Origin of the sequence: Bacillus sp. MUM 116, assembly GCF_001866655.1 — a bacterium.
In the GTDB taxonomy this organism is placed as follows: Bacteria; Bacillota; Bacilli; order Bacillales; family Cytobacillaceae; genus Neobacillus.
The window spans coordinates 1-26,356 of record NZ_MLYR01000085.1 but is presented as its reverse complement, the minus strand read 5'-3'; the positions used below and the strand labels follow the sequence as shown (position 1 = coordinate 26,356).

General features: G+C 39.0%; 17 protein-coding genes. 15 read left to right on the top strand and 2 right to left on the bottom strand.

Annotated elements, in window-relative coordinates:
* The first annotated feature begins 290 nt into the window (after positions 1 to 290).
* From BIV60_RS19630 to BIV60_RS19600, 7 genes are all read left to right on the top strand, one after another.
* Positions 291 to 1,511 carry a cystathionine gamma-synthase family protein gene (locus BIV60_RS19630; RefSeq protein ID WP_071357404.1) on the top strand — a complete coding sequence of 407 codons (1,221 nt, stop codon included), beginning with the start codon at positions 291 to 293 and terminating at the stop codon, positions 1,509 to 1,511.
* A gap of 28 nt (positions 1,512 to 1,539) precedes the next feature.
* Entirely contained in the window at positions 1,540 to 2,580 is a 1,041-nt protein-coding gene (locus BIV60_RS19625; RefSeq protein WP_071357403.1) for a homoserine dehydrogenase, read from the top strand.
* Between the two features lie 51 nt (positions 2,581 to 2,631).
* Complete coding sequence (locus BIV60_RS19620) at positions 2,632 to 4,086, top strand: aldehyde dehydrogenase family protein (protein ID WP_256218471.1); 1,455 nt, start codon at positions 2,632 to 2,634, stop codon at positions 4,084 to 4,086.
* A gap of 90 nt (positions 4,087 to 4,176) precedes the next feature.
* Positions 4,177 to 5,613, top strand: a complete 1,437-nt coding sequence (locus BIV60_RS19615) for an amino acid permease (RefSeq protein ID WP_071357402.1) — start codon at positions 4,177 to 4,179, stop codon at positions 5,611 to 5,613.
* Between the two features lie 379 nt (positions 5,614 to 5,992).
* Entirely contained in the window at positions 5,993 to 6,925 is a 933-nt protein-coding gene (gene mmuM, locus BIV60_RS19610) for a homocysteine S-methyltransferase (protein ID WP_071357401.1), read from the top strand.
* Between the two features lie 1,468 nt (positions 6,926 to 8,393).
* The gene (locus tag BIV60_RS19605; RefSeq protein ID WP_083402344.1) at positions 8,394 to 10,979 is read left to right on the top strand and encodes a beta-propeller fold lactonase family protein; all 2,586 of its coding nucleotides are present in this window, start codon (positions 8,394 to 8,396) and stop codon (positions 10,977 to 10,979) included.
* A 145-nt stretch (positions 10,980 to 11,124) separates the two neighbouring features.
* Positions 11,125 to 14,286 (top strand): efflux RND transporter permease subunit, encoded by a 3,162-nt coding sequence (locus BIV60_RS19600; RefSeq protein WP_071357400.1) that lies wholly within the window; start codon positions 11,125 to 11,127, stop codon positions 14,284 to 14,286.
* A 209-nt stretch (positions 14,287 to 14,495) separates the two neighbouring features.
* Here the strand turns inward: BIV60_RS19600 and BIV60_RS19595 are convergent, their stop codons facing one another.
* On the bottom strand, positions 14,496 to 15,407 hold the full coding sequence (locus BIV60_RS19595; RefSeq protein ID WP_071357399.1) for a LysR family transcriptional regulator: 912 nt from the start codon (positions 15,405 to 15,407) through the stop codon (positions 14,496 to 14,498).
* A 212-nt stretch (positions 15,408 to 15,619) separates the two neighbouring features.
* Between BIV60_RS19595 and BIV60_RS19590 the strand changes: the two genes are divergently transcribed.
* The 4 genes from BIV60_RS19590 to BIV60_RS19575 all read left to right on the top strand — a co-directional run bounded on the left by BIV60_RS19590 (position 15,620) and on the right by BIV60_RS19575 (position 20,685).
* Positions 15,620 to 16,930, top strand: coding sequence for an ArgE/DapE family deacylase (locus BIV60_RS19590; RefSeq protein ID WP_071357398.1), 1,311 nt, complete (start codon positions 15,620 to 15,622; stop codon positions 16,928 to 16,930).
* A gap of 20 nt (positions 16,931 to 16,950) precedes the next feature.
* Positions 16,951 to 18,303 (top strand): flavin monoamine oxidase family protein, encoded by a 1,353-nt coding sequence (locus tag BIV60_RS19585; protein ID WP_071357397.1) that lies wholly within the window; start codon positions 16,951 to 16,953, stop codon positions 18,301 to 18,303.
* A gap of 187 nt (positions 18,304 to 18,490) precedes the next feature.
* Positions 18,491 to 19,126: a GNAT family N-acetyltransferase gene (locus BIV60_RS19580; RefSeq protein WP_083402348.1), complete on the top strand. Its 636-nt coding sequence runs from the start codon at positions 18,491 to 18,493 to the stop codon at positions 19,124 to 19,126.
* Between the two features lie 200 nt (positions 19,127 to 19,326).
* On the top strand, positions 19,327 to 20,685 hold the full coding sequence (locus BIV60_RS19575; RefSeq protein WP_071357395.1) for an APC family permease: 1,359 nt from the start codon (positions 19,327 to 19,329) through the stop codon (positions 20,683 to 20,685).
* Positions 20,686 to 20,881: 196 nt separating this feature from the next.
* Here the strand turns inward: BIV60_RS19575 and BIV60_RS19570 are convergent, their stop codons facing one another.
* On the bottom strand, positions 20,882 to 21,484 hold the full coding sequence (locus BIV60_RS19570; protein ID WP_371261565.1) for a response regulator transcription factor: 603 nt from the start codon (positions 21,482 to 21,484) through the stop codon (positions 20,882 to 20,884).
* A gap of 291 nt (positions 21,485 to 21,775) precedes the next feature.
* On the opposite strand from BIV60_RS19570, the gene BIV60_RS19565 reads away from it, so the two are divergent.
* The 4 genes from BIV60_RS19565 (at position 21,776) to BIV60_RS31025 (ending at position 26,073) form a co-directional block, all read left to right on the top strand.
* Complete coding sequence (locus BIV60_RS19565; RefSeq protein ID WP_071357393.1) at positions 21,776 to 23,401, top strand: flavin-containing monooxygenase; 1,626 nt, start codon at positions 21,776 to 21,778, stop codon at positions 23,399 to 23,401.
* A 67-nt stretch (positions 23,402 to 23,468) separates the two neighbouring features.
* Positions 23,469 to 24,203, top strand: a complete 735-nt coding sequence (locus BIV60_RS19560; protein ID WP_071357392.1) for an SDR family NAD(P)-dependent oxidoreductase — start codon at positions 23,469 to 23,471, stop codon at positions 24,201 to 24,203.
* Positions 24,204 to 24,288: 85 nt separating this feature from the next.
* A complete protein-coding gene (locus BIV60_RS19555) occupies positions 24,289 to 25,254 on the top strand; it encodes an alpha/beta hydrolase (RefSeq protein WP_071357391.1) in 966 nt (321 codons plus the stop codon).
* 669 nt (positions 25,255 to 25,923) lie between these two features.
* On the top strand, positions 25,924 to 26,073 hold the full coding sequence (locus BIV60_RS31025) for a hypothetical protein (protein ID WP_371261566.1): 150 nt from the start codon (positions 25,924 to 25,926) through the stop codon (positions 26,071 to 26,073).
* Positions 26,074 to 26,356 lie beyond the last annotated feature (283 nt).

Genomic DNA, 26,356 nt, shown 5'->3' with positions numbered 1-26,356 from the left:
GACAGTTAAATTTTAAAATATTTTTTTAAATTTAACATTGAAAATGGAAAAGGTACATTATATAATCTTCATACGGATATTTGTCAGATAATTCAGCGTATTATACATTATACAATATATTGTATAATACTAGGTGTTTTAGTAAGAAGGTGTCCAAAGAACGCACTTCATTAAAAATGAGAAGTGCAAACAATTTAGAGAAAAGGGGGATTTTTTTAAATGAAATTTAGTTGGGATTTAAGATACAAAAGGACATTTTCAGAGTTATAAAAATGAGAGGTGGAAGAAGCATGAGTGAAAGTAACTTTAAAGATATACAAGACGGTACAAAAGCTGTATGGGCGGGAGAAAAAGAATCTCTTGCTTACAATGCAACCCAAGTTCCTGTAGTGCTTAGTGTAGCCTACAATTACGATGACGTGGATGAGTGGCAAGAGGTTGCTATCGGAAATAAACCTGGGCATATTTACAATCGAATGACAAATCCAACTGTGCAGGCTTTTGAAGAAAAAGTACGAATTCTTGAGGGTGCGGAGGAAGCAATTGGTTTCTCATCAGGAATGGCCGCTATTAGCAGCACCTTGTATACATTTTTAAGGCCAGGAGACCGGGTAATATCTGTAAAAGACACCTATGGGGGAACTAATAAGATCTTTACTGAATTTTTACCGAATATCGATGTAGATGTAACGTTATGCAACACTGGAAATCATGAAGAAATTGAATCTGAAGTGGCCAAAGGATGTAAAGTTTTATATTTGGAGTCTCCAACCAACCCTACCATGAAAATTACAGATATTGAGAGAATGGTGAGAGCCGGAAAATCGGTGGGGGCATTGGTGATAATAGACAATACTTTTGCTACTCCCATTAATCAAAATCCAATTCAATTAGGAGTTGATATCGTCATCCATAGTGCCACTAAATTTTTAAGCGGACATGCCGATGCGTTAGGGGGTGTGGTGTGCGGCTCCAAAGAACTGATGAAAAGAGTCTATCACTATCGCGAAATTAATGGAGCAACCATGGATCCGTGGTCAGCTTATCTGATTTTAAGAGGGATGAAAACGTTAAAACTTCGTGTCAGGCAGCAAGAAAAGAGTGCAATGGCGATTGCAAAGTATCTGCAAAAGCAAAAGCAGGTGGAAGCAGTTTATTACCCTGGATTAGAAACACACCCGCATTACCAAATCGCAAAGAAACAGATGAAGGGTTTCGGCGGCATATTAAGTTTTGTATTGAAAGATGAAATGGAGGCGATCAAAATTTTATTGCCAAAATTACAGTATGCAAACAAAGCTGGTAATCTTGGAGCTGTTGAAACGATATACGGACCGGCAAGAACGACCAGTCATGTCGAATGTACTCTTGAAGAAAGAAAAGCTCTTGGCATTCCAGAAGGTTTGGTTCGTATCTCCGTAGGGATTGAAGATACAGAAGATCTTATTTCGGATTTAGAACAAGCTTTTTCCCATTTAGAATCGCAATTGCCTGTTAATAGCAGCAAGTGAAAATATAACAATGGAAGAGGTATTGAGTATGACACATAAAATTGCGTTGCTTGGTTTTGGAGTAGTTGGTCAAGGATTTGCAGAGATTTTAGAAGAAAAAGGTGAATTGTTACGCAGCGGCCTTGGCTTTGATGCAAAAATTGTTGCCATTTCCGATTTTCTTAAGGGATCTCTTTATCATCCAGAAGGCTTGGATATTGCTAAAGCATTACAAGCTGTAAATGAAACAGGGAAACTTGATTGTTATCCGGAAAGCACTGGTTTGGTAAGAGGATGGGATAGTTTTCAGACAATCCGTAAGAGTAATGCGGACACCATTGTAGAAATTACTTTCACAGATGTAAAAACCGGACAACCTGCCATTGATCATTGTAAGGCAGCATTTGAAAGCAGAAAGAATGTAGTAATGAGCAATAAAGGTCCAGTTTCTTTAGCATACCAAGAGCTGATTGAGTTAGCCAGCAAGAATCATGTCCGATGGGGCTTTGAAGGAACCGTTATGAGCGGAACACCTGCATTGAGAATGCCCCTCGTTGCATTGGCAGGAAACAATATTTCTGAAATACGTGGGATTTTAAATGGAACGACCAATTATATTTTAACCAAAATGGAAGAAGGCTTGAGTTATGAGGCAGCATTGGCTGAGGCGCAAGCTCTTGGCTATGCAGAGGCAGATCCTACAAGTGATGTCGAGGGGTATGATGCTCAATATAAAGCTACTATTCTTGCTAATATTGTCATGAATGTTCCGATGAAACGAGAAGAAGTAGATTGTGAAGGAATTAGTCATCTTACACAAAAAGATATCCAATGGGCAAAATCTGAGGGGAAAAAGTGGAAACTTATTGCTAAATGTATAAAAGATGGCAATAAAGTCATCGCAAAGGTAGGTCCCGAAGCGATACCGATTACAGATCCTTTAGCTGGAGTCTCAGGTGCGCAAAATGCGATTACATATGATTGCGATTTAGCCGGTCCGATCACGCTTATTGGTGCGGGAGCTGGCCGAAAGGAAACCGGATTCTCTATTCTTATTGATTTAATTAATATTAGCCGCGGTCAATTGTAATCTTTTGCACTATTAAAATTACAAAATGAAAACATATGAGGTGGTTACAAAATGACATTTATAGAGACACAGACAAAAGAAAATAAGATGTTTCTAGCTGGAAAATGGGTATCCCGCTCCAAAAGTATTAAAATCTGCGACCCCCAAGATAATCGTTTAATCGCAACTGTCCCTGCTGCTGATCAGGAAGATGTCCTTTATACCATAGAGGAGGCAAAAAAGGGAGCAAAAATTGCTGCTGACATGTCGACACACGAAAGAATCACGATTCTAAATCGTGCTGCTGACTGGATTTTTGAGCATAAAGAAAAATTTGCAACTACCATTGCATGTGAGGGAAGTAAAACAATTAAAGAGGCAAAAAAAGAAGTATTACGCTGTATTGAGACTCTTCGTATTAGTGCTGAAGAGGCAAGGAGAATGAATGGAGAAACGATATTATTTGATCAAATGCCGGGAAGTGAAGATCGCATGGGATATTATTATCGTTTTCCTATTGGAATCATTGTGGCGATCACGCCTTTTAACGATCCATTAAACCTTGTTGCCCATAAAGTGGGGCCAGCTATTGCTGCTGGAAATGCGATCATCGTTAAACCAGCACCAGCTACACCACTAAGTGCTCTTTTATTGGCAGAAGCATTTGAAAAAGCAGGTTTGCCTCCTAAAGTTTTGTCTGTCATTACCGGTTATCCAAGTGATATGGGAGAAAGCCTGATTACCCATCCAGCGATACGAATGATCTCTTTTACAGGGGGGCTTTCTACTGGCCAAGCGATTATGCAAAAGGCGGGCATGAAAAAGTTCAGTATGGAGTTAGGATCGAACTCCCCGGTTATAGTTCTGGAAGACGCTGATTTAGAAGAAGCCGTTGAATCAACTGTTTCCGGAGCCTTTTGGGCTGCAGGTCAAAATTGCCTCGGAGTGCAAAGAGTATATGTTCAAGAAGGGATATATCAGGACTTTGTCGGAAGGTTCCTTACTCGTACTCTAAAGTATCGAGTGGGTAATAAATTTTCAGAGGAAACCGATATGGGTCCAATGATATCAGAAAAGGAAGCAAAGCGGGTGGAGAGTTGGGTTAATGAAGCCATTGAAGGCGGTGCAAAATTGCTTTGTGGCGGTAAACGTAAGGGATCTTTTTATTACCCAACTGTTTTAGAGAATGTCCCAGCTGATTGTAAGCTGGCAACAGAAGAAGTCTTCGGACCAGTTGTAACCCTTTATAGTGTTCCTGATCTCGATACTGCCATTTTTCAATCTAACAATGTGGCTTTCGGGTTGCAAGCAGGTATTTTCACTCAAAATTTAGATTATGCTTTGGGGGCTGTACGGAAGTTGGATGTAGGCGGAGTTATCGTAAATGACAGCTCCGATTATCGAATAGATGCGATGCCTTTTGGGGGGGTAAAAGGTTCTGGTATAGGTCGTGAAGGAATTAAATTTGCACTTCAAGAAATGACTGAACCAAAAGTTGTTTGTTTTAAGGTTGGTGTTAAAAGATAATAAACACAATGTAGTGGTATAATGCTAGTTTAATAGAAATTGACTTAATAGGTTGGCCACGTGGTTACCTATACCAAAGGAGGAAACTGGATGCAACAGGAAAATAATTCTGATCAAAATCAGTTAAAGCGTACTATGAAAAGCAGACATTTGTTCATGATATCGCTAGGCGGGGTAATTGGAACGGGCCTTTTTCTAAGCACGGGCTATACGATTAATCAAGCTGGACCAGGAGGGACGATTCTCGCATATTTGGTTGGGGCATTGATTATGTATCTTGTTATGCTATGCCTTGGAGAATTAACTGTAGCCATGCCGGTAACCGGTTCATTTCAAACGTATGCTACAAAGTATGTCGGTCCTGCTACCGGATTTACTATTGGAGTAATGTACTGGCTTACCTGGGTGGTAACAGTAGGATCGGAATTTACCGCATCCGGTCTATTAATGAAGAGATGGTTCCCTGATACTTCTGTTTGGATATGGAGTGCTATCTTTGCGATTGCCCTTTTTCTACTAAATGCCTTTTCAGTAAAATTTTTTGCGGAAGCAGAATTTTGGTTTGCCGGAATTAAAGTAATTACCATTATTTTATTTATCATATTGGGGGGAGCTGCGATGTTTGGTTTCATACCAATGAAAGGCCATGCATCTGCCCCGATGCTCTCACATTTTACTGGAGAAGGAGGTCTTTTTCCTAATGGGCTGCTTCCAGTTTTAATGACTATGATTTCCGTAAACTTTGCCTTTTCAGGAACAGAACTCATTGGAATTACCGCGGGAGAGAGTGAAAATCCAGAAAAAGATATTCCCCGATCCGTTAGAAATGTAATTTGGAGAACCGTTTTCTTCTTTATCGGTGCTATATTTGTATTATCTGGATTAATCTCTTGGAAAGAAGCGGGAGTCATTGAAAGTCCGTTCGTTATGGTCTTTGATAATATAGGAATTCCTTATGCAGCTGATATCATGAACTTCGTTATCCTTACAGCTTTATTATCCGTAGCAAATTCCGGTCTCTATGCATCTACCCGAATGTTATGGTCTCTTTCCAATGAAAAAACAATAAGCCCCCTGTTAGGAAAGGTAACCTCAAAAGGAGTGCCGCTTAATGCGTTAATAGTAAGTATGGCAGTAGCCTGTTTGTCTTTATTCTCTAGTGTAGTTGCACCAGATACGGTTTATTTAGTCCTTGTAGCTATTTCTGGATTTGCCGTAGTTATTGTGTGGATGGGAATTGTGTTATCACAGTATATGTTTCGTAAACATTTTATTAAAGAGGGTGGGGATATTACACATTTGAAATTTCGTACACCTCTGTATCCCTTTGTGCCCATCACTGCTTTTGTTTTATGTTTTGTTTCTTGTGTAGGACTTGCTTTCGACCAAAGCCAACGAATTGCTCTGTATAGCGGAGTACCTTTCATCGCTTTATGCTATTTTTTCTACTTTATTAAAAATCGTGGAAAAAAGAATCTATTAGATTCTCATGATGAACTCGATCAGTATATAGAGAATATTAAGTAGAGAGGGTCGGTGTAAGAGATCCGTTAAACTGGAATATACTACTGATACTATCGGGGGAAAAACTATAAATAAAATAAAAATACGTACAAAATCTTCGGTTGTCAGACTCTTAATCTATTAATCCAATCTATTGCTGAATGAACTTCACCTTACTTTGGACAGACTTCTCCGCAGGAGAGTCTGTCCTTTTTAACCAAATTTATTCGCTTTGACTCTACTTAAAATCTGTCTAACTTAAGTAACGGCCAAAGGCATTTTTCTACTTTGGTCTATATTGATGAACTTAATGAACACTGATGACATATAAGAAATAGAATGTCCTCGTCCTTTCATCATTTCTACGGGCGCAAAGAAAATTGACTTTAGCGGAGGTACTACAATGAATCCTATCGAAAACATATTACAGAAATTCCCGGTAGTTATACTAGACGGTGCAATGGCAACTGAGCTTGAGCGTCATGGCTGTGATTTGAATGACAGCCTTTGGTCGGCAACCGTACTTATGGAAAATCCGGAGCTTATCAAACAGGTACATATGGATTATTTTACAGCAGGAGCTGACTGTGCTATCACCGCAAGTTACCAGGCAACTGTCGAAGGATTTGCCCGACGCGGTTTAAGCGAGGCTGAAGCGCTAATTCTCATCCAGAAATCCGTCCAGATAGCCTTAAAAGCACGCGATGAATTCTGGGGGAAATCCGAGAACCGGTCAAACCGACCGAAGCCTTTAATAGCGGGTTCAGTAGGGCCATATGGCGCATTCCTTGCTGACGGATCTGAATATCGAGGAGATTATACGTTGACGGAAGATGAACTTATGAATTTCCATAGACCCCGTATGAAAGCCCTGATTGATGCCGGTGCCGATATCCTTGCCAGCGAAACTATTCCATGTCTGATGGAGGCCAGAGCAATTGTCAGGTTATTAGAAGAGTTCCCCAGAACCTATGCATGGATCAGCTTCAGTGCAAAAGACGGTCTGAATATTAGTGATGGAACCCCGATTGCTGAGTGTGCAGAATGGCTGGATAAACATGATCAAGTGGCTGCCGTTGGTATAAACTGCACGCGGCCCCAGTACATTTCTTCGCTGATAAAAAAAGTGCACAGTCACACAGTCAAACCCATCATCGTATATCCAAATTTAGGCGAGCAATACGATGCAGTCTCCAAAACATGGTATGGGGTATCATCCGAAGAAACTTACGGCGACAGTACCCATCACTGGTATGAATGCGGTGCTCGATTGATTGGCGGCTGCTGCAGGACAAAACCGGAGAACATAACGACCATTGCTGCATGGGCGAGGTAAGAATAAAAAGCAAGGATTTTAATGATAGAGTATACTCTTCATCCTTACTTTTTCGATTGAATTTGGTCATGATGTAACAATTGTTGGTTCTGCCAAAAAACTTCAATATAAATAAAGAGTCAGTGTAGAAAAATAACGCATCTTGATTCAGAAGGAATTAGGATTGATTTTTAAATAAGTAAAGCAAGGGACTGTAAATCGCTTTTTCTGGATTTGCAGTCCTTTCATATTTAAAAGCTACGCTTTATCACAGTAGACAAGAACCTCTTTTGTCCTATAGCGATTGAAGTGTTAGGGAAAGAGAAAAAGATGCCCATCGGCATTCAAATAATGCAAGTAAAATGTCTTAATTTTAATTCGCCCTCCTTTGTTTATTTGCATAATTTGATTTATCAATCAAATCAATTGCTCCCTCTTTTGTCTCCATGTACTCACCAATTCGAAGTTACCAGTGTATTTAGTAACTAATTTTATTTCAATCGTTCTGACCTACATGTGATTTGAAAATTATACAAACTTTGGCAAAAGCGCAGGTAAAGTTAGTCAGGATTTATATATAAATCATGTAAAAGTTATGCGAATTTACATTCCTTTTACAATGAATTCTTATTGAATTTACAAGCATGTTTTATACTGGACTTGTGTTTAAGGAGGTGAAAGGTTAATTGAATTACGAAAAATAAACAAAGAATTTGATAGGAGTTAGTATTAGAAGAATTTATTTTTGAAATTTAGGAAGGAGCAATTCATTACTAGATCCAAGTGGAAGAGGGAAAACAATTTTATTAAATATCATCTTAGGATTAACTCAAATGGATCTTGAAAAATCTTTTTTATTGGAATGAAACTAAGTAAGATTCCAATAATACATGGTTTAAATAAGAGGATTATCTGAGGAAGAATTACAAGGGTATATTGATTTCTCAATGCTAGAACTGCATTTATGCAAAAAAATTGAATTATACGATGATCAAAAACATAGGGTAGCTCTTGTGTCTGCGATTCTAACAAACCCCAAAATATTAAAAATCTTTATAACAGAGGAAGTAGTTCTAATTTGGATGCCTTTAGACATTATTATCTGCCGAATAAAGATATTGTTACATAATTCATTATAAATCAACTAAATAGAAACACTATCTTTTAAAAATTTTGGCGGAAAATATGCCTAAAGTAGAACCAGAATGCCATTTTATATATTCATTCTATACTTTGAAATGAGTCATGAGTTCAGTCTATTAAACAAACTGTTGTGCTTTCCAAAAAATGAGGGACCATTTAGAGAGAATGGAAGAGATTAATAAAATGATAGTACAAGGAAAACCTAAAGTATAATCATTAAAATTTGAGGCAAGAGGATGATATCCACTATAACCTCGAATGTATATGAAGTGTATTAATAAATCGATTTTTATATCTAATTTGATGATGCTGTTCACATTGATAAGAATCATAAGGAGTGTTATGTATGAAAGGAAACCTAAAAAAACGTAAACAGTTATTGAAACATAAATTTGTTCCAACTTCAGCCATTGCTGCTCTTACATGCGCTGGCGTTGTTGCACTATCTGGTGTTGGAATGGCATCCAATTTGTTCACGAATAGCCATCCAGGTCCACAGGGAGACGGAACCGCCTACACACCTGCAGGCTGGAAAATGACACCTGTAGGCCAGCAAAAAAATGCAGGGTATTATCCTATAAACGCAGTACTTTCACCTGACGCATCTGCGGTACTTATTCCTAATATTATTAAGAACCAGAACGGTAAACAAACGGTACAGGTCATGGACGCCAAGGATGGCAGTCTTATCCAGATGGTGGAACTAACTGGAGCTGGTCAAGGTGTAGCTCCTGGTATTGCTTTTAGTCATGATGGTAGTCATGTTTACCTAACGACTGCCAATAAAGATGCGGTGGTTGTGTTTGGTTGGGATAATAGCTCTCGTAAATTAACCATTCAGAAAACTCTCATGCTTCCGAAAGGTACCTACCCTCAAGGTGTTGCTGTAGCTTCAGATGACAAAACCATCTATGTTACCGGACAGCTTAGCCGTTCTCTTGTAGCAGTTGATGTTGATTCAGGTAAGACTTCCACGGCATCAACAGGTGACTATCCATTCGGAGTTGTTCTTTCATCAGATGGAAAAACAGCTTATGTTAGTAACCAAGGAGAAAATAACTTGTCTGTCTTCACAGTGGACGGGTTAACGCTAACACCAAAAAGCAATATTAAGGTTGGTACCCACCCGAATAATATGTTGATCGATAAAAAGACAAACAGAATGTTTGTCGCAAACGGTGACAGTGATAACGTATCTGTAATTGACACAACCAGCAATAATGTGACAGACACAATTTCACTTGCCCCCTTCAAAGAAGCGCATGCTGGATCGCAGCCAACAAATTTAGCACTCTCACCTGAAGGGGAAACATTATATGTTACGAATGGCGGCAATAACGACGTTGCAGTAGTAAATGTCTCTGATAAAGGTAAATTCGGACGTATAAAAGGACTAATTCCAACCGGCTGGTATCCAACTGGGGTACAAGTAACACCAGATAACAACAGAATACTTATCACTAGTGCAAAAGGATCAGGTACAGGTCCAAACAAAGGTACGGACCCGTCGAATCCTAACAATCACCCATATATAGAAAATCAGCTGCAGGGAACTTTATCGATTGTTCAGACACCCGATGAAGACCAATTGGCTAAGTACACCAAACAGGTGAACAACAATAATGATTTTGGTCAGCATAATAAAGTACGCGGTTTTGATGAAAAGTCACAGGGTACCATTATACCGCGTCATGTTGGAGAGTCTTCTCCAATCAAGCATATTATTTACATTGTGAAAGAGAACCGTACTTATGACCAGGTGCTTGGTGATTTGAAGAATGCTGATGGTACTCCGCGTGGAAACGGTGATCCTTCCATAACACTCTTTGGTGAGGATGTTACTCCAAATCAGCATAAATTGGCTCAACAGTTCGTAACGCTAGATAACTTCTACGTGAATGGGGAAGTAAGCCAAAACGGATGGCAATGGGTAACTCAAGGAAGTTCCAATCCTTATAACGAAGTAGCCACTGCCCAAGGATATGCAGGAAATGGTTCCGAATACGATTCTGAGGGCTATCATCCAATTGTCGCTGCGGGAAGTGCAGATCCAGCTAAAGCTTACTTATGGGATAAATTAGCTCAGAACAATATTTCCTTCCGTAACTATGGTCAGTTCGTTGTACCAAATAACTGGATTAGTTCAAAAGAGGGTATAAAAACAGAACCAGGTAAGTTTTATGCTCATGACAAAGTTTTAAACGAGAATACGAATCACGACTATCCATGGTTCGATATGGGTGTAAGTGATCAGCACAGGTTTGATTTGTGGAATAAGGAATTTCAGTCGTACGTTGAGAACGATAATCTTCCAACCATGCAATTCATCGATCTTCCTCGTGACCATACCGCGGGGGGAGCAACGGCTAAGGAATTGGTTGCTGATAATGACTTGGCATTAGGTAAGATTGTTGAAGCTGTATCGAATTCGAAGTATTGGAAAAACACAGCAATTTTCGTTGTGGAGGATGACGCCCAAGCTGGTCCGGACCATGTGGATGCTCATCGTACGCTTGCACAGGTAATCAGTCCATACACACAAATTGGAAAAGTTGACTCACACTTCTATAGTCAGGTTTCCATGCTGCGCACAATGGAATTATTCCTTGGTATCGAGCCAATGACTCAATATGATGCGGCTGCGCTGCCAATGATCTGGTCCTTTACTGACAAACCAAATTATACTCCTTTCACGAAACTTATACCTAATCAAACTGTGCAAAAGTCGACTCCTTCGAGCGATCAATCGGTCATGAATCAACAGCAAATGGTCGGACAGCCAGACCAAGTCGACCCGCAGAAGCTTAACGAGGATATCTGGAAATCAATCAAAGGACCGCATGTTCGTATGCCAGAGTCTCAGCACCATGTAATGGGTAATGGACCTGATGAAGACAAAGTGTCTAAGAAAAATGGAACAGTGGGCTGGTAAGAGTTTAACATTCTATTATTCGTAGGTTAATAATCGTTCGGGGTCTTGGGATTTTCCTAGGATCCCGAATCTTTTTCAAAAGTTTACCTGTTAACCAGATAGGCCGAGGAGGGATTTCGGGCTAATCTTAGCCCGGATATTTAATATGAAACGATTGATAGATGGATCCATGCACCGTGCATTCTTGATTGTAACCTTTGTCGTTCTATTAATAGTGTGGGGAGGAATGTCCGCATTGCAAATACAACGTGATTACCTTCCACAAATCAATAATTCGACACTAACGGTTACTGTACAAGCGGAAAATTACCAAGCGAGTGAAATAAAAGCCAAGATTACGAAGCCAATTGAACAGTCCGTTCGAGTAGTCGATGGTCTTCAAGATGTAGAGACAACCTCATTCAATGGAGGCTCTTTGATCAGACTTAATTTTCCAATGAGTTATAATATGGAAAAGGCTGAAACACAAGTATCCAAAGCATTAGAAGGGATTTCACTGCCAGCAGGGGTTCAAAAACCCTTGGTCTCACAACTTAGCACTAATTCGTTACCGATGATGCGAATGAGTTTGAAGAGCTCCTCTGAAAATATCTCAGAAAATATACTCAGAACTGCTATTCAATTGGACATTGTAAATGAATTAAAAACTGTCCCAGGAGTAAAAGACGTAGTGGTGACAGGAGGAGGAAGTGCTGGATATGCTGTAACCATTCGAATGATGGATTTAAAAAAATTTGAATTAACTGTAGATGATGTTAAACGGTCTCTAGAAGAGAATTTTACAACCGGGATGGAAGGAACGATTTCTAATCAACAGGTTTCCTTTCCCATACAAGTTTCAGGTTGGGGTTTAAATCAGCAGGATCTCACACAGCTGCCAATTCATCTTCAAGATGGGAAAACGATTCCACTTTCTGATATAGCTGATATCACCCATTCGATTGTGAACCTGCAAACCATTTCGCGAACAAACGGAACACCTAGTGTCCTTTTGGATGTAATGAAAACTCCCTCATCGAATATTACGGAGGTATCTGAAAGAATCAGGAGCAAAATCAAGGATATTCCCGAAATAAAAAATAAAGATGTAAAGCTTTCTATCCTTTTAGATCAAGGGAAGCAAGTGAATTCGTCTTTAAAGGGACTCATTAAAGAAGGATTGCTAGGTTGTGTGTTTTCGATGATTTGTGTTTTTCTGTTTTTCCGAAAAGTTCGTTCTACCTTATTAATAGCGATCTCGCTGCCAATCTGTTTACTAGTAACAACCGGCATCTTAAAAATGATGGGCATCAGTCTTAATATTCTTACTGTTTCAGGACTTATTGTAGCAATGGGAAGAGTCGTCGACGATTCGATTGTTATTTTAGATAATATGAATCGGAAAGCCCATGAGAAAAGAGGAAAGTTCAGCCTGATTCAGTTATCACAGGCAGTGACCGAAATGATTCCTGCTATTGTATCCTCCACAGCTACAACTGTTGCCGTTTATATTCCAATAGCTCTTCTTGGAGGAATGGTGAGTTCCGCATTTTCCGGATTTGCATGGTCTGTTGTGATTGCACTAATCTTATCTCTATTTGTTTCCATCTTGGTTGTACCAGCCCTTTACAACCTTTTTTGGAAGGGACAACCAATATCTGTAAACGATCATCTAGAACCATTGTCTCAGAAAATTTTAGCTTGGGTGTTTCAACGAAAGAAAATCGTTGTTGTTTCCTTCCTTTCATTATTTTTAATAACGGCAGCAAGTGCAGTGTTTCTTCCTGTTAATTTTTTACCAATGACAAATAATAAAGGTCAAATCAGTGTTCAAGTGGAAATGCCGTCAAGTGCTCCATTAAAAGAGGTAGATACTGAAGTAAAAAGATTGGAAACCTTATTAAAAACCAATCAAAAGGTTAATGAATTTTCTTCAAGTCTTGGTTCAACATTTACCCCCCAATCTGACGATGTTTTTGATGTAGGAGGCGGATGGATTCAGAAACCAAATGTTGCGAATCTTTCCATCCAAGTAAAGCCAGGTACAGATGTAAATACATTGATTCTCGAGTTGCAAAATCAATTTAATTCTTTATCCAGCAAAGCAATTTATACCGTTACCAATCAAAGCATCTCAGGGGATGATTCACAATTAAAGATAAATCTTACAGGTTCGGATAGTCATACATTGGAATATATGGCTGGTACAATCGCAAATCAGCTTACATCCGTTACAGGATTGTCCGTGCAGGGATTAGCTGAACATGAAGATAACGTAACCCAGTATAATATCAAGCTCAATCGAAAAGACATTGAAATGAACGGGCTTAAAGTTGACGATATTTTAAATCGTATCCAGCTATATATGGCCGAAGGATTAATAGGTTCAATTTCGCTCGATAATAATATATACCCAATAGTTTTCCACTCTGATTTACAAAAATATTCCAAGCAGCAGAGTGGAAGGAATATTACTAGTAAAGATCCCTCTCAAGATATATTTACCATGATAGGTAGAGAGACATTTAAGAATAACAAAGGGAAAGAGGTGCCTTTAAATCAACTTGCAACCCTTGTACCAAATTCAGATCCATCTGTCATACAAGAGAAGGATGGTCTTCCCTTTGCAGTAGTGACTGCTAACATTACTTCCAGTGATATAGAAAAAGTAACGAAAGAGGTTAAAAGTGAATTAAGGAATATTCCGTTACCTGTAGGAGTGAAGTATTCATTTGCAGGTGCACCTGAACAAGTAAATCAAATGATTTATGAAATGTCCATTGCCTTATTCTTTTCTATTTTATTAGTTCTCTTAATCATAAGTGCTGTTTTTCGTGGATGGAAAGCACCGCTCTCGGTTTTAATGTGCATACCATTAGCATTTAGCGGATCGGTAATCGGTATGTTCATCTTTCATAAGCAGTGGAACCTAGCAGCTCTTGTCGGATTATTGATGCTAACGGGAATTGTGGTCACAAATGGGATTGTTCTGGTTGATAAGATTGAAAGAAATATAGCCGGAGGGATGGAGCATGAAGAGGCTATATTTCAGGGTACACTGTCTCGGGTCCGTCCCATACTGACAACGGCTTTAACGACGATCTTAACTTTACTTCCTTTAGCTTTATCTTCAAGTAATGATACAGTAATCTCCCAAACTTTAGGGATTGTGGTTGTTGGAGGGTTAATCAGTTCGACTATTACAGGTATCCTCATCATTCCTATTATTTACAGATGGATGAATCGAGAACGAACAGCATCTTTTACTAGGCCTTCAGTAAAAGGATTACGCTTTAGGAAAGTGAAATTAAAGACATTTTATAAATAGGATCATTCTGTAATGTAAAATCAAGAACAAAAAGGACCTTCTGGGATAAAAGAAGGTCCTTCGTTACGGTTGTGATAGATTGAAAAATCAACTTAATAGACAAACATCTATTAAGTTGATAAAAACTATATATTTAACCTTTTTAAAAAATTGTTATAAAATAAAAACAATTCAAAATACTTTAAAGAGGAGGCGGAATATATTTATAGCTAATAGATACGCGCATTTAAATCTTGAGAAAATTGTACGACTTGTTGAATGAAGTGCTCAGTGGCGGCGCTTTTCACTCTGTCTTTTAACGTAATAAGTTCCAGGCTCGATCGTAAAATAGGGGATTCAATTTCTTTAAATACAGGTAATCCTTCTTTAAAGGGAAGTAGTGTATAGGATTTTGGCAAAAAGGTAACGCCGACTCCTAAACTGGCCATGATCATCATCGGTAGACCTTGGTTCCCCCAGTACTTCACTTTGGGAGTAAATCCTTCTTTTTTACACATTTTGAGAATGTAGTCAGATAAACCGGAACCGGTCGTTGTGGTATTAAGAAGAAAATCTTCCTCTGCAAAGTCTTTAAGATGTACCTGTTTCTTTTTTACGAAAGGATGTTCACGGTGCAGGCAAGCTACGATTGGTTCAGTGATAATCGGGTATGTATCAAAAAAATCATTTGAAAATTTGGTCCGAACAATCGCAGCATCCAATTGATTCGCAATCAGCTGCTCTGCAATAAATTTAGTATTTCCTTCAAGGACACGAATCGTAATATTGGGAGCTGTTTTCTGAAGGCTCTCAACAATTTTCGGAATCACCACTAAATTTGCAGCCGTCGAACAACCTATTTTAATTTCACCGGAAATCCCTTTGGAAGCGCCATCTAACTCAATGAGCATATTATCAACCTTAGAGATGATCTCTTTAGACCTTTTATATAATAAATCACCAGCATTCGTGAGAATTAGTTTTCTTTTTTCTCTTAAAAAAAGCAATACACCCAACTCATCTTCTAGTTTTTTGATCATGATGCTTAATGATGGTTGCGTTATATGTAATTTCTGAGCGGCAGCGGAAATTCCTTGTGCTTCTACTACCGCTACAAAATACCGAAGACGATTTATATCCATGGTAAGACATTCTCCTTTCGAGTGTTCTTCCATTTTACGAGAAAATTTTTTATCGCAGTAATATTCAGAATAACTATTTAATTTTTAAAATAATATTTCAGAATTGATTTTAATAGACAAACGAATAAAAGTCTACAGTATTTGGTAATTAGAGAGGCTCAACTATAAAATTCCAGAATCGTTATGAAAGACACTTGTAGGTGGTAGATGCTATGAATTCCTATCGTGAACAAATAGACCAGTATATCGAAACCAATAAAGACCAATTAGTAAAACATATACAAGAAACCGTGAAAATAAAAAGTGTAATCGGAAATGAAACAGAAATGCAGGAATATATGGAGAAAATTTATAAAGAAAGTGGTCTGGAAATACATGAAGTGATTCCCGATTATGGTAAATTGTCTGTGCATGAAGCATTCGTCGATTCAGGAATCCCCTTTTGGAATCGGAAAAATATTATTGGTTTGTATAAAGGGAAAGGCGGCGGCAGATCGCTAACCTTGCATGGCCACGTCGATGTTGTTTCACCCAATCCGCTGGAGAAGTGGTCAAAATCCCCATGGGAAGGAAAGGTCGAGGGAACGAAGCTTTACGGAAGAGGTTCAGCGGATATGAAAGCGGGCTTGATTTCCAATTGGTTTGCCTTAAAAACATTACTAGATTTGGACATCCCTTTACAAGGGACTGTACAGCTTCATAGTGTGATAGAAGAGGAAGCAGGTGGCGGGGGAGGTGCATTGGCCTGTTTAGAAGAAGGGTATGTAACAGATGGTTTTATCTCAACAGAACCGCATCATTTAAATGTAACCGTAGCACACGCGGGCATTATGTATTTCAGGGTCAAAGTTATGGGGAAGACGGCCCATGCCGGTTTGGCGCATGAAGGGGTAAATGCAATAGGGAAGATGTACAGGATCTATCACGCCCTTGAAAGACTTGGTCAAAAACGGGCAAAAGAAGTTCAATTCGAATTATTTAATAAAGGCTCTGGACAGTCTGTCCACTTAAACCCAGGCACCCTTCATGCGGGTGATTGGGTGTCGAATGTAGCGGGGCTTGCCGTACTAGAGTGCCGAATTGGATTTATACCAGGTGAGGACCGAAAGAGTATGAAACAACTTATCCATGAAATAGTAGTGAAAGCCGCGAGTGAAGATGAGTGGCTACAACAAAACCCGCCGGAAATCGAATGGTTCGGCTGGTCGACAGAGCCTTGGTTCCAAGATCCGGGGCATGAATTTGTCGAATCTTTTGTTCATACCGCTTCAGACATTTTGGAAAAGAAAGTAGAGATTATTGGCAGGGCCTCAGGAAATGATGCCCGCTTTACCCAATATTATAACAAGCCTGGGATCTGTTTCGGTCCTTCAGGGGGCAACATCCACGGTCCCGATGAGTTTGTCGAGTTGGAAAGTGTTGTAAAAGCAACGAAAGTATTGGCGAATTTCATTGTTGAATGGACGAGTGGTCACAACTGTTTAAAAAAAGAGCAGGAGCAAACAGAAAGGGCAACTACTTAAACAAATTGGAGGTATAAAGCATGGTTCACCCAAATGATTCTAAAAACTATGATGCGATTATTGTTGGTGCAGGATTTGCAGGATTAATTGCTGCCCGTGAACTCACGATGTTAGGACATCGTGTTCTTATACTAGAAGGCCGGGACCGTATAGGTGGGCGTACCTGGACCGACCACCGATTAGGGGCAGACCTTGAAATGGGCGGAACGTATGTCCATTGGTACCAGCCACATATTTGGTCTGAAATAACACGTTATAATCTTGAAATCTATCGTAGTCCAGCAGCGAAGAAGGCTTATTGGATTACCGGAGGGAAATTACGTTCGGGAACTCCACAAGAGTTAAACGATATCGTAAAAGAATGCTTTGAAGGTTTAATGGCAGAAGCGAACAAGTATCTTCCTCTTCCTTTCAGCCCATTGCACTCTTCCGCCTTTAAAGAGTTAGATGGAACAACCGTACGAGAGTATTTGGAACAATTTGACCTAACGACGGAAGAATACGATTTTTTAAGCAGCTTGTTAGCGACCGATTTTAATGGTCCTCCGGGTGAAGGAGCCATAACCCAAATGTTTCGATGGTGGGCTTTCTCTAATGGCAACCGCTATGTGTTTTCTGATACAGTGGCAGGGTTCAAAATTAAAACAGGCACACGTTCTCTAATCAACGGTATCGCTTCTGATGTGAATGCAGACATACAATTATCCACTACGGTTACATCGATTGAACAAAAAGAAGGACGTGTTACGGTTTATTCAGAGGATGGGCAAAGGTATCAAGCGAATGCAGTGATTGTTACCTCTCCTTTAAGCGTATTAGATCGCATCAATTTTGAACCGCCGCTATCAAAAGTAAAACAAGCTTTTGCAAAGGAAGGGCAGATCTCAAAAGGGGTAAAAGTATGGGCACGCGTAAAAGGGGAGATAGAGCCTTTTGTCTGTTATGCACCTGCGGAATATCCGCTTAATTGTGTCAATTTCGATACGATGGTGGATGGAGATAGTATTATCGTTGGTTTCGGTCCTGATGCCAATAGCTTAGATCCAAATGATTGCCATGCAGTAGAAAAGGCGCTGCGTTTGTGGCTCCCAGATATAGAAGTGGTCGAAAGCACGGGTCATAACTGGGCAGCAGATGAACTATCCCTTGAATCGTGGACAATGTTGAAGCCCAATCAATTAACCGCATATGCTGAGGAAATGAAGCAACCAGAAAATGGCGTATTCTTAGCAGGAACTGCCTATGCGAATGGCTGGGGCGGATTTATTGACGGTGCCATTGAAAGCGGTATCACCACAAGCAGAAAAGTACATGAATATCTAGGTGCAAAGAAAAGCGCAAACGCCGCGGTCAGCCCGACCGAAGCAACCTAGGAAAAAAGCAGTTCATTTTTTCCCTCGAAGGGCTAGGAGCTGGAGCTGGACAATTTTCAAAGTCAAAAATTTTCTTTCTTATCTTGAAAGAAAATACAGATGTCCCATCATTTGTAAAGCTAATAAATAGGAGAAGGAAACATGTAATCTACTAGAAAGGGGATAGAAGCATATGGAGAGTGGTTATTTGAAATTAGAAGATGAGGTTCAGGTTCACCCAATTATTCATGAGGATATTGATGAGATCGTTAAGCTGTCTCAGTTGGTATATGATCCTAGAATTGCTTACAAACGGGAACATTTAGAGAGTCAATTGGACATTTTCCCTGAAGGGCAAGCTTGTATTAAGTATAAAGATAAAATTGTGGGGTCCTGTTCCAGTTTAATCGTAAACTTTGATGAATATGGATTGAACCATTCTTTTTCTCATATTTCAGATGGGGGCTTTATCCGGAACCACAATCCAAACGGAATTCATTTATATGGAATTGACGTAACCGTCCACCCTGAGTATCGTCAGATGAATCTAGGCCGGCGTTTATATGAAATACGCCAAAATATATGCCAAAGATTTAACTTGAAAAGCATCATGATTGGCGGGCGTGTTCCAAACTACCATAAATATGCCAATGATTTAACCATCCAGCAATACGTTGAACAGGTGACCTTTCGAAACATTTATGACCCAGTCCTCACCTTCCAGCTCAGAAATGGTTTTGTGGTAAAAGATATCATGAAAAATTATATTCCGGAAGATGATGAAAGTTTAAAATATGGAATCTTGATGGAATGGACGAATGATCATTGCAATCAGAAGGATTAATGTTTTTGCCTTCCCGGAAATCGGGAATGATTATGTAAAGATTGTTGTTTCTCACAAATAAAAGATGCAATCACGGTGTAAAATTCACATGATCAGCCATTTCAAATGATTTATCTGCGGAAAATAAACATTTATCTGCGTAGCTGAGAAAAACAACAAACTTTTAGAAATGAGACCTTAAAAAAACGAGGAGGTAATGAATGGAGACCGGTGGGAGGACCTTAGAAAGGAAATTGAAGCTACGACATATTTTAGTTCTTGGACTTGCTTATATGTCACCGTTTGCTATTTTTGATACATTTGGAATTATTTCTGAATTAACAAAAGGCCATGTTCCCGCATCCTATGTTTTTGTCATGATTGCTGTCCTATTCACGGTGTACAGCTACATGAAAATGGCTAAAGTTTATCCATCATCCGGTTCTGCATATACCTATACAGGTCAAACGATCCATTCTAACCTTGGCTTTCTAGTAGGATGGGCTGTTTTACTAGATTATCTGTTTCTTCCGATGATCAACGCAATCTTTATCAACATTTATCTTTCTGCTGTATTTCCCTCCGTACCGGCTTGGGTCTGGATACTGGGAATGATTGCATTGATTTCGGCATTGAATATTGCCGGTGTTAGGGTTGCCGTTTCTGCCAACATCTTAATGGTCGTTTTTCAAGCACTCGTTGCGATTATTTTCGTTGTTTTATCCGTTTACAAGATGATAACGGGAGACGTAGGAAACTTTTCTTTTCAGCCTTTTTATTCTGAAAGCATGAATTTTTCTTCCGTATTCTCAGGGGCATCCATTTTAGTATTATCCTTCCTTGGATTTGACGCTGTTACCACACTGTCAGATGAATCCGTTAATCCTAAAAGAGATATTCCAAGAGCTATTTTCTTGGTTGCCTTACTTGGAGGTATTTTCTTTTTAACTGTTTCCTATGTGATGCAAAGCTTGTTTCCTAATCTGAGTTCACTAAAAGCCGTATCGCCGGATATCGCAAGTGCTTCTCCGAACATCGCTGTTTACATAGGGGGAACGTTATTCCAGGCAATATTTCTTGCTGGAGCACTTATTGCCTGTATTGCCTCTGGATTAGCAGCCCAAACAAGTGCATCCCGCTTATTGTATGCAATGGGCAAGGACGGGATGATCTTTAAAAAGGGATTTTCCTATATTCATCCAAAGCTGAAAACGCCAGTATTTAATATTGTTTTTACTGCAATTCTTGCAAGTTCTGCTTTGTTTCTTAGTTTATACACAGCAACATCATTGATCAATTTTGGGGCATACACGTCTTTTGCCTTTGTGAATCTGTCCGTCATTTTTTACTATTTTAAACAAAGACAAAGATTTACCGTAAAATCAGTCATTGGTTCCGTGGGAGTTCCTGCTATTGGATTTATCACCAATGCTTACCTATGGTACAAACTGGATGCATCTGCCATGATCATCGGATTAATTTGGACGGCAATAGGTGTAGCCTATCTGTTATACGCAACCAAGTTATTCAAAAAAGCTCCACCTAAAATTCAGTTTGATGAATCGATTGTTGGTCAGTGATAAAAATTACCAATCGTCAATATATGGTTTCATTAAATTAAAACTCAATAACATGATGTTTTTAGAATGGGAGTATGTAGTTTTAATTTTAAATATTTTAGGCCAACTATTATCAGTGTTACCGATAGTGGTTGGCCTATTAAATTTTATTATATCATTATATCTACGTATTAAATGAAACGCTTTCAATTCGAGGCTATGAAATAATGCCATTTCTAAATAATTCGCCAACTGCGTGTGATCGATTTTTTGCTCCCAACTTTTTAATTGCAGTTTTAACATATTGATTAATTGTTAGTTCACTAATCTCCATACTTTCAGACATTTCCTTCGTACTTTCTCCTGATGCAATTCTTCTCATTACTTCAAATTCCCGTCGGCTTAAGATTTGTATACTATCTTCATTAGTCAAACTAGAAATCTCTTCTCCAACTAGTTTTCCATATAAAGTAAAGGATGTTAGCATTTCAGCATCCATAATCGCGTTCTCTTCAAATTCTGAAGTACAAATATAACCGAAAACAAACTGACCACGACAAATCGGAACAACTAAAAGGGAATTGAAGTTAGAAGTTATGGAATATTTGCTGCTCATTTGTTTAAGGTATTCGAGCCCTGTGCAATATTTAGCTTTTTTTTCACTAATTGCTGAAAAAATTATGGGAAAAGAACGAATATCATCACGAATTTCTCCAATATGTACTCCTCCGGTTGAATTGAGGCAAATCACTCCCTCAGCGAGATAGCCGAGAGGAGAGTATCTTAACAAATAAGAATCTAAGACAGGAAAGAGTTCCATGTAAATCTCCAATATTTTAAAAAGCCGCTCCTCGTGACTTGAGACAGACTCTAGTCTTTGAATAGATTGTTGGATGGTATAGTGAGAGACCATAAAACATCCCCTTTTTTTAGGGATATTATACTCTAAAAATGCGGAATATTCAATTATCTCAAAAAAGGATATTCTTTAAATAGACAGCTTGAGATTTAAAGCTTCCAAGAGTTTACGGATTAAGGAGGAAGATTATTCATTTACAACAAAGTAAGATGATTTTTCATTAAGATTTAAAGATAGGGAGGAAGGTAAAAGATGTCAACGAATAAAGTGAAAAATTTGGATGCTGTCGTGCTGGGAGCGGGCTTTTCAGGTTTATATATGCTCTATCGCTTACGAGAGGCCGGATTCTCCACCGGTGTTTTTGAAGCAGGAGAGGGTGTTGGCGGTGTATGGTACTGGAACCGTTATCCCGGAGCACGTTGTGACATTGAAAGTATTTATTATAACTATACTTTCTCTAAAGAACTTTATCAAGAATGGACTTGGACTTCTAAATACCCTGAACAGTCGGAAATTTTAAGTTACCTAAATTACGTAGCGGATAAATTTGATCTTCGTCGGGATATTCAGTTTAATACACGAATTATTGCTGCACATTATGATGAGACAATAAACCGCTGGAAGGTTCAAATGGATGATGGTACAAATGTAATAGCAAAGTATTTTATATCAGGAGTGGGATGTCTTTCTGCAGCAAATCTCCCTAACTTTAAGGGATTAGAAGATTTTGAAGGTAAATGGTATCATACCGGCAAATGGCCTCAAGAAAAGGTGGATTTTAAAGGCAAGCGAGTTGGAGTTATCGGCACTGGTTCAAGCGGTGTTCAGTCTATCCCTGTCATTGCGAAAGAAGCGGATCACTTGACTGTTTTTCAACGTACCCCTCAGTATACACTTCCAGCGAGAAACTATCTTTATGACCCAACGTTTATTCAACAAACGAAAGAAAACTTCGATGAGATTAAAAGATTGATGCGCGAATCCCCAACGGGCAATGGAATCCAAATTCGCAATATCTCCGCACTACAGGATTCACCAGAAAAACGCACGCAGGTATATGAGAAGGCATGGAAGGAAGGAGGTTTTGCTTTCACATCATCTTATAATGATCTTTTAATCAATGAGGAGGCAAATAAAACCGCTTCTGATTTTATTAGATCAAAAATAAAAGATATTGTCTTCAAATCTGATATAGCTGAAAAATTACTACCAGACTACTATTTTGGTACGAAACGTCCGATTTTGGACACTGATTATTATGAGACCTATAATCGGGAGAACGTTACATTAGTGGATGTTAAGAAAGAACCAATAGTAGAGATTACTCCAAAAGGACTGCGAACAAAGGATGCGGAATATGAACTTGACGTTCTTGTTTTTGCAACTGGCTATGACGGGATGACAGGACCATTATTTAATATCGATATCCGTGGCAGAGATGGAGTGGTTTTGAAAGAAAAATGGGAAGAGGGTTCTAAAGTAAGAACTTTCCTTGGTTTAACAACTGTGAGTTTCCCCAATTTTTTCATGATTACTGGGCCTGAGAGTCCGTCCGTACTGGTTAATATGCCAGCTGCGATTGAGCAGCATGTTGAGTGGATTGCTGATTGTATTGAGTACCTTCATAAGCATGGTGTAGAAACATTGGAGCCAACAATAGAGGCTGAGGAAGCATGGAGCCAGCATTGCCGAGAAGTAGCTGAAATGACTCTTTATGTAAAAACTGAATCCTGGTATACGGGTGCGAATATTGCTGGTAAACCACGGAGTTTCCTCATTTATCTAGGTGGATTTGATCGATACAAACAGAAATGTAATGAAGTGGCAGCATCAGGATACGATGGATTTATTCTGTCCAATTTAAAAACTGTATATTAATCTAAGAATCATTGCTTGCTAGATTTATATTTCCATTAAAGAGAAAAAAGGAGAAGAGAGTGATGATATGATTTTAAATGATGGAGTAGCGGTTATTACGGGAGCTGGAAGCGGCATCGGTAGGTCAGTCAGCTTAAAACTTTCAGAAAAGGGAATGCGAGTCGTCCTTGTTGATTTTAATGAAAAAGGGGGAGAAGAAACACTTCGCCTTGTAAATGAAAGTGGGGGTGAAGGAATGTTTATAAAAGCAGATGTGTCAAAGACAGCAGACGTTGAGAAGTATGTTTTCCAGACAAAGAAAGAATATGGAAGAATTGATGTGTTTTTTAACAATGCAGGGATTCTCGGCATCCCATCTCTTTTGGCCGATTATAGTGAGGAGACTTTCAATCGCATCATTGCGGTGAATTTAAAAGGATCTTTTCTAGGGCTTAAATATGTATTAAAGGTAATGGAAGAACAGCAATCGGGAGTCATTATTAATACAGCCTCAACGGCTGGAGTTCAAAGTACACCATATTTAGGCGGTTACGCTGCAAGCAAACATGGTGTTGTGGGTCTTACCAAAACCGCTGCAGCTGAATATGGGCCAAAAGGAATTCGAATTAACGCTATATGTCCGGGAGGTGTTGTGACAAATATGACGAAGGATATGGATATGTCTGATCCTGCGCTGAACGGTCCATTAAGAAGACCTGCTTCTCCCGATGAAATAGCTAATGTTGTATGTTTTCTCGCATCAGATAGGGCCAGTTACATGAACGGTTCTATTGTAACCATTGATGGCGGTTTAACCGCATAATTTTTAAAAAGATATTGATATTTTAAAATTTTAAGCGGATACAGCTAATAGATGTAAATTTGAATATTAATGAGGTGATTGGTTGATGAAACATAGAATTGATCCGGAATTAAGAGAAATGCTTGAATTGTTTCCTCCACTTGATTTAAATAATGTTGAAGCAACTAGACAGGCATTGGCTGCCATCTCACCTAATGAAACATCGGTGGATAATGCTGTTACGGTTTATGATAGAATGGTACCCGGTCCAAAAGATAATCCTTCTGTTCGGGTACGCATCTATCAACCAAAGGAGAAAAGTGAAGCCTTGCCAGGACTATTATGGATTCATGGCGGCGGTTATGTTCTTGGAGTACCTGAAGGGGATGATGGTTTGTGCCAGCGTTTTGTCAAAGAGGCAAATTGCGTAGTCGTTTCCGTCGATTATCGTCTCGCTCCGGAACACCCATACCCAGCAGGATTAGAGGATTGCTATTCAGCTCTCAAATGGTTTTCAGAACATACTGACGAGTTAGGGGTGGATCCATTTCGAATTGGTGCTTCAGGAGCTAGTGCAGGGGGGGGATTAACTGCGGCCCTTTCTTTACTGGCAAGAGATCGTAAGGGGCCTGCACTTTGTTTCCAGATGCCATTGTATCCCATGTTAGACGACCGCAATAATACGCCGTCAAGCTTGGAAATAACGGGGAACATGGTTTGGAATCATGATTTGAATCAACAAGGTTGGACCATGTACCTAAACGGGGCTAATGGAACAGAGAATGTTCCCGAATACGCAGCACCTGCTCGGGCAACCAATTTATCTGGACTTCCGTATACTTATATTTGTGTTGGACAATTAGATCCCTTTCGTGATGAGACTCTTGATTATGTCACACGGCTTTGCCGTGCTGGCGTTGATGTTGAATTCCATTTATACCCTGGATGCTACCATGGTTTTGAGGGGATTGTACCAAATGCAAAGATCAGTCAGCGTGCACTCGCCGAATATGTCGGTGCAGTAAAACATGTGCTGCATCGACATATACTGGAAAAAAATAAGGTTATATAATAAGAAATAAAGTAAAAAATATAGAGCCCACCTTTTTCCGGTCGGGTTCTTTTCATTTTATTCGAAATTTAGGCAATAAATACAACAATAGCCGTACGGTAAGTCTTCACTTGGGACTTTTTTCTGTTGGTTTTAAATCCTTTTTATAATTGCTTATGTCAATGTTGAAGAGAAATTTAGGATAACGAATTAATTTCTCTTCAATAATGGGACATTCTTCTGTATAACGACTTTCGTTATTTATAAGATATTTTTTATAGCAAGAAACTTAGGTAGTGCTGAGTTCATCTTTCTATGTAAGATAATATTACTCATACTATTAAGAAACATTCTGAAATCCTATAGAGGGAGTGGTTAAAAACCTGTAATTGTTAATATTCTGAAAAAAGCCGATGGTTTTTAACGTGCCAGAGTTGTCAAATAGTAGTTCAAATTAGGGGTATTTATTTCAACATCTTCTAATTGCAATATGTGCTAAATTCAAAGTCTCTATTATATATACGCCCGGACAATGTATGGTTTATAATCCAAATAACACCACCCAACGGTTAGTAAGGAGGGTTTATTTTGGAGGATAATATAATAGAAGAAAAAGAGGTAAAACCACGGAACCGAGATAACTTTTTAATCAAGCAGTGTGCGTTTGTGAAGCTGTATTTGCTATCGTGAATTGAGCAGGGGAGACCAAATGGGCAAGAAATGTTGGATGATTTTTATAAAATAATTAAAAACATTAATTATAAGCCCAACCATTCTGAAATTTACAAAGGATTGCAGGAGCTGCTGGATGATGGAATTATCACAAGGTCCGGATTATAAAAGAGGGGTCTAAGAGAAAAGACCTTAAGGTGTATGAAATTGCCTATAAGGATGAAGCAAGAAGATATAAGAAGCAAGGAAGATTTAGATCGCAGCATTGGCCTTTTAAATAAGGCAGATAGAGATAATTTCTAGATGAGTCCAATCCATTTTGATACTTAAAAGCCTTACCTATCTGTATCAATAAGCTTGTTATAATTTAATAAAGGCTATTTTCGCATAGATTGTTGTTTTTCGTATAAGATCATCAACCCGTATAACTAAATGCTTCGTGGCATCTTTT

Coding starts and splice junctions, on each gene's coding strand:
- BIV60_RS19630 (WP_071357404.1), top strand. CDS start 291: ATGAGTGAAAGTAACTTTAAAGATATACAAGACGGTACAAAAGCTGTA.
- BIV60_RS19625 (WP_071357403.1), top strand. CDS start 1,540: ATGACACATAAAATTGCGTTGCTTGGTTTTGGAGTAGTTGGTCAAGGA.
- BIV60_RS19620 (WP_256218471.1), top strand. CDS start 2,632: ATGACATTTATAGAGACACAGACAAAAGAAAATAAGATGTTTCTAGCT.
- BIV60_RS19615 (WP_071357402.1), top strand. CDS start 4,177: ATGCAACAGGAAAATAATTCTGATCAAAATCAGTTAAAGCGTACTATG.
- mmuM (WP_071357401.1), top strand. CDS start 5,993: ATGAATCCTATCGAAAACATATTACAGAAATTCCCGGTAGTTATACTA.
- BIV60_RS19605 (WP_083402344.1), top strand. CDS start 8,394: ATGAAAGGAAACCTAAAAAAACGTAAACAGTTATTGAAACATAAATTT.
- BIV60_RS19600 (WP_071357400.1), top strand. CDS start 11,125: ATGAAACGATTGATAGATGGATCCATGCACCGTGCATTCTTGATTGTA.
- BIV60_RS19595 (WP_071357399.1), bottom strand. CDS start 15,407: ATGGATATAAATCGTCTTCGGTATTTTGTAGCGGTAGTAGAAGCACAA.
- BIV60_RS19590 (WP_071357398.1), top strand. CDS start 15,620: ATGAATTCCTATCGTGAACAAATAGACCAGTATATCGAAACCAATAAA.
- BIV60_RS19585 (WP_071357397.1), top strand. CDS start 16,951: ATGGTTCACCCAAATGATTCTAAAAACTATGATGCGATTATTGTTGGT.
- BIV60_RS19575 (WP_071357395.1), top strand. CDS start 19,327: ATGGAGACCGGTGGGAGGACCTTAGAAAGGAAATTGAAGCTACGACAT.
- BIV60_RS19570 (WP_371261565.1), bottom strand. CDS start 21,484: ATGGAACTCTTTCCTGTCTTAGATTCTTATTTGTTAAGATACTCTCCT.
- BIV60_RS19565 (WP_071357393.1), top strand. CDS start 21,776: ATGTCAACGAATAAAGTGAAAAATTTGGATGCTGTCGTGCTGGGAGCG.
- BIV60_RS19560 (WP_071357392.1), top strand. CDS start 23,469: ATGATTTTAAATGATGGAGTAGCGGTTATTACGGGAGCTGGAAGCGGC.
- BIV60_RS19555 (WP_071357391.1), top strand. CDS start 24,289: ATGAAACATAGAATTGATCCGGAATTAAGAGAAATGCTTGAATTGTTT.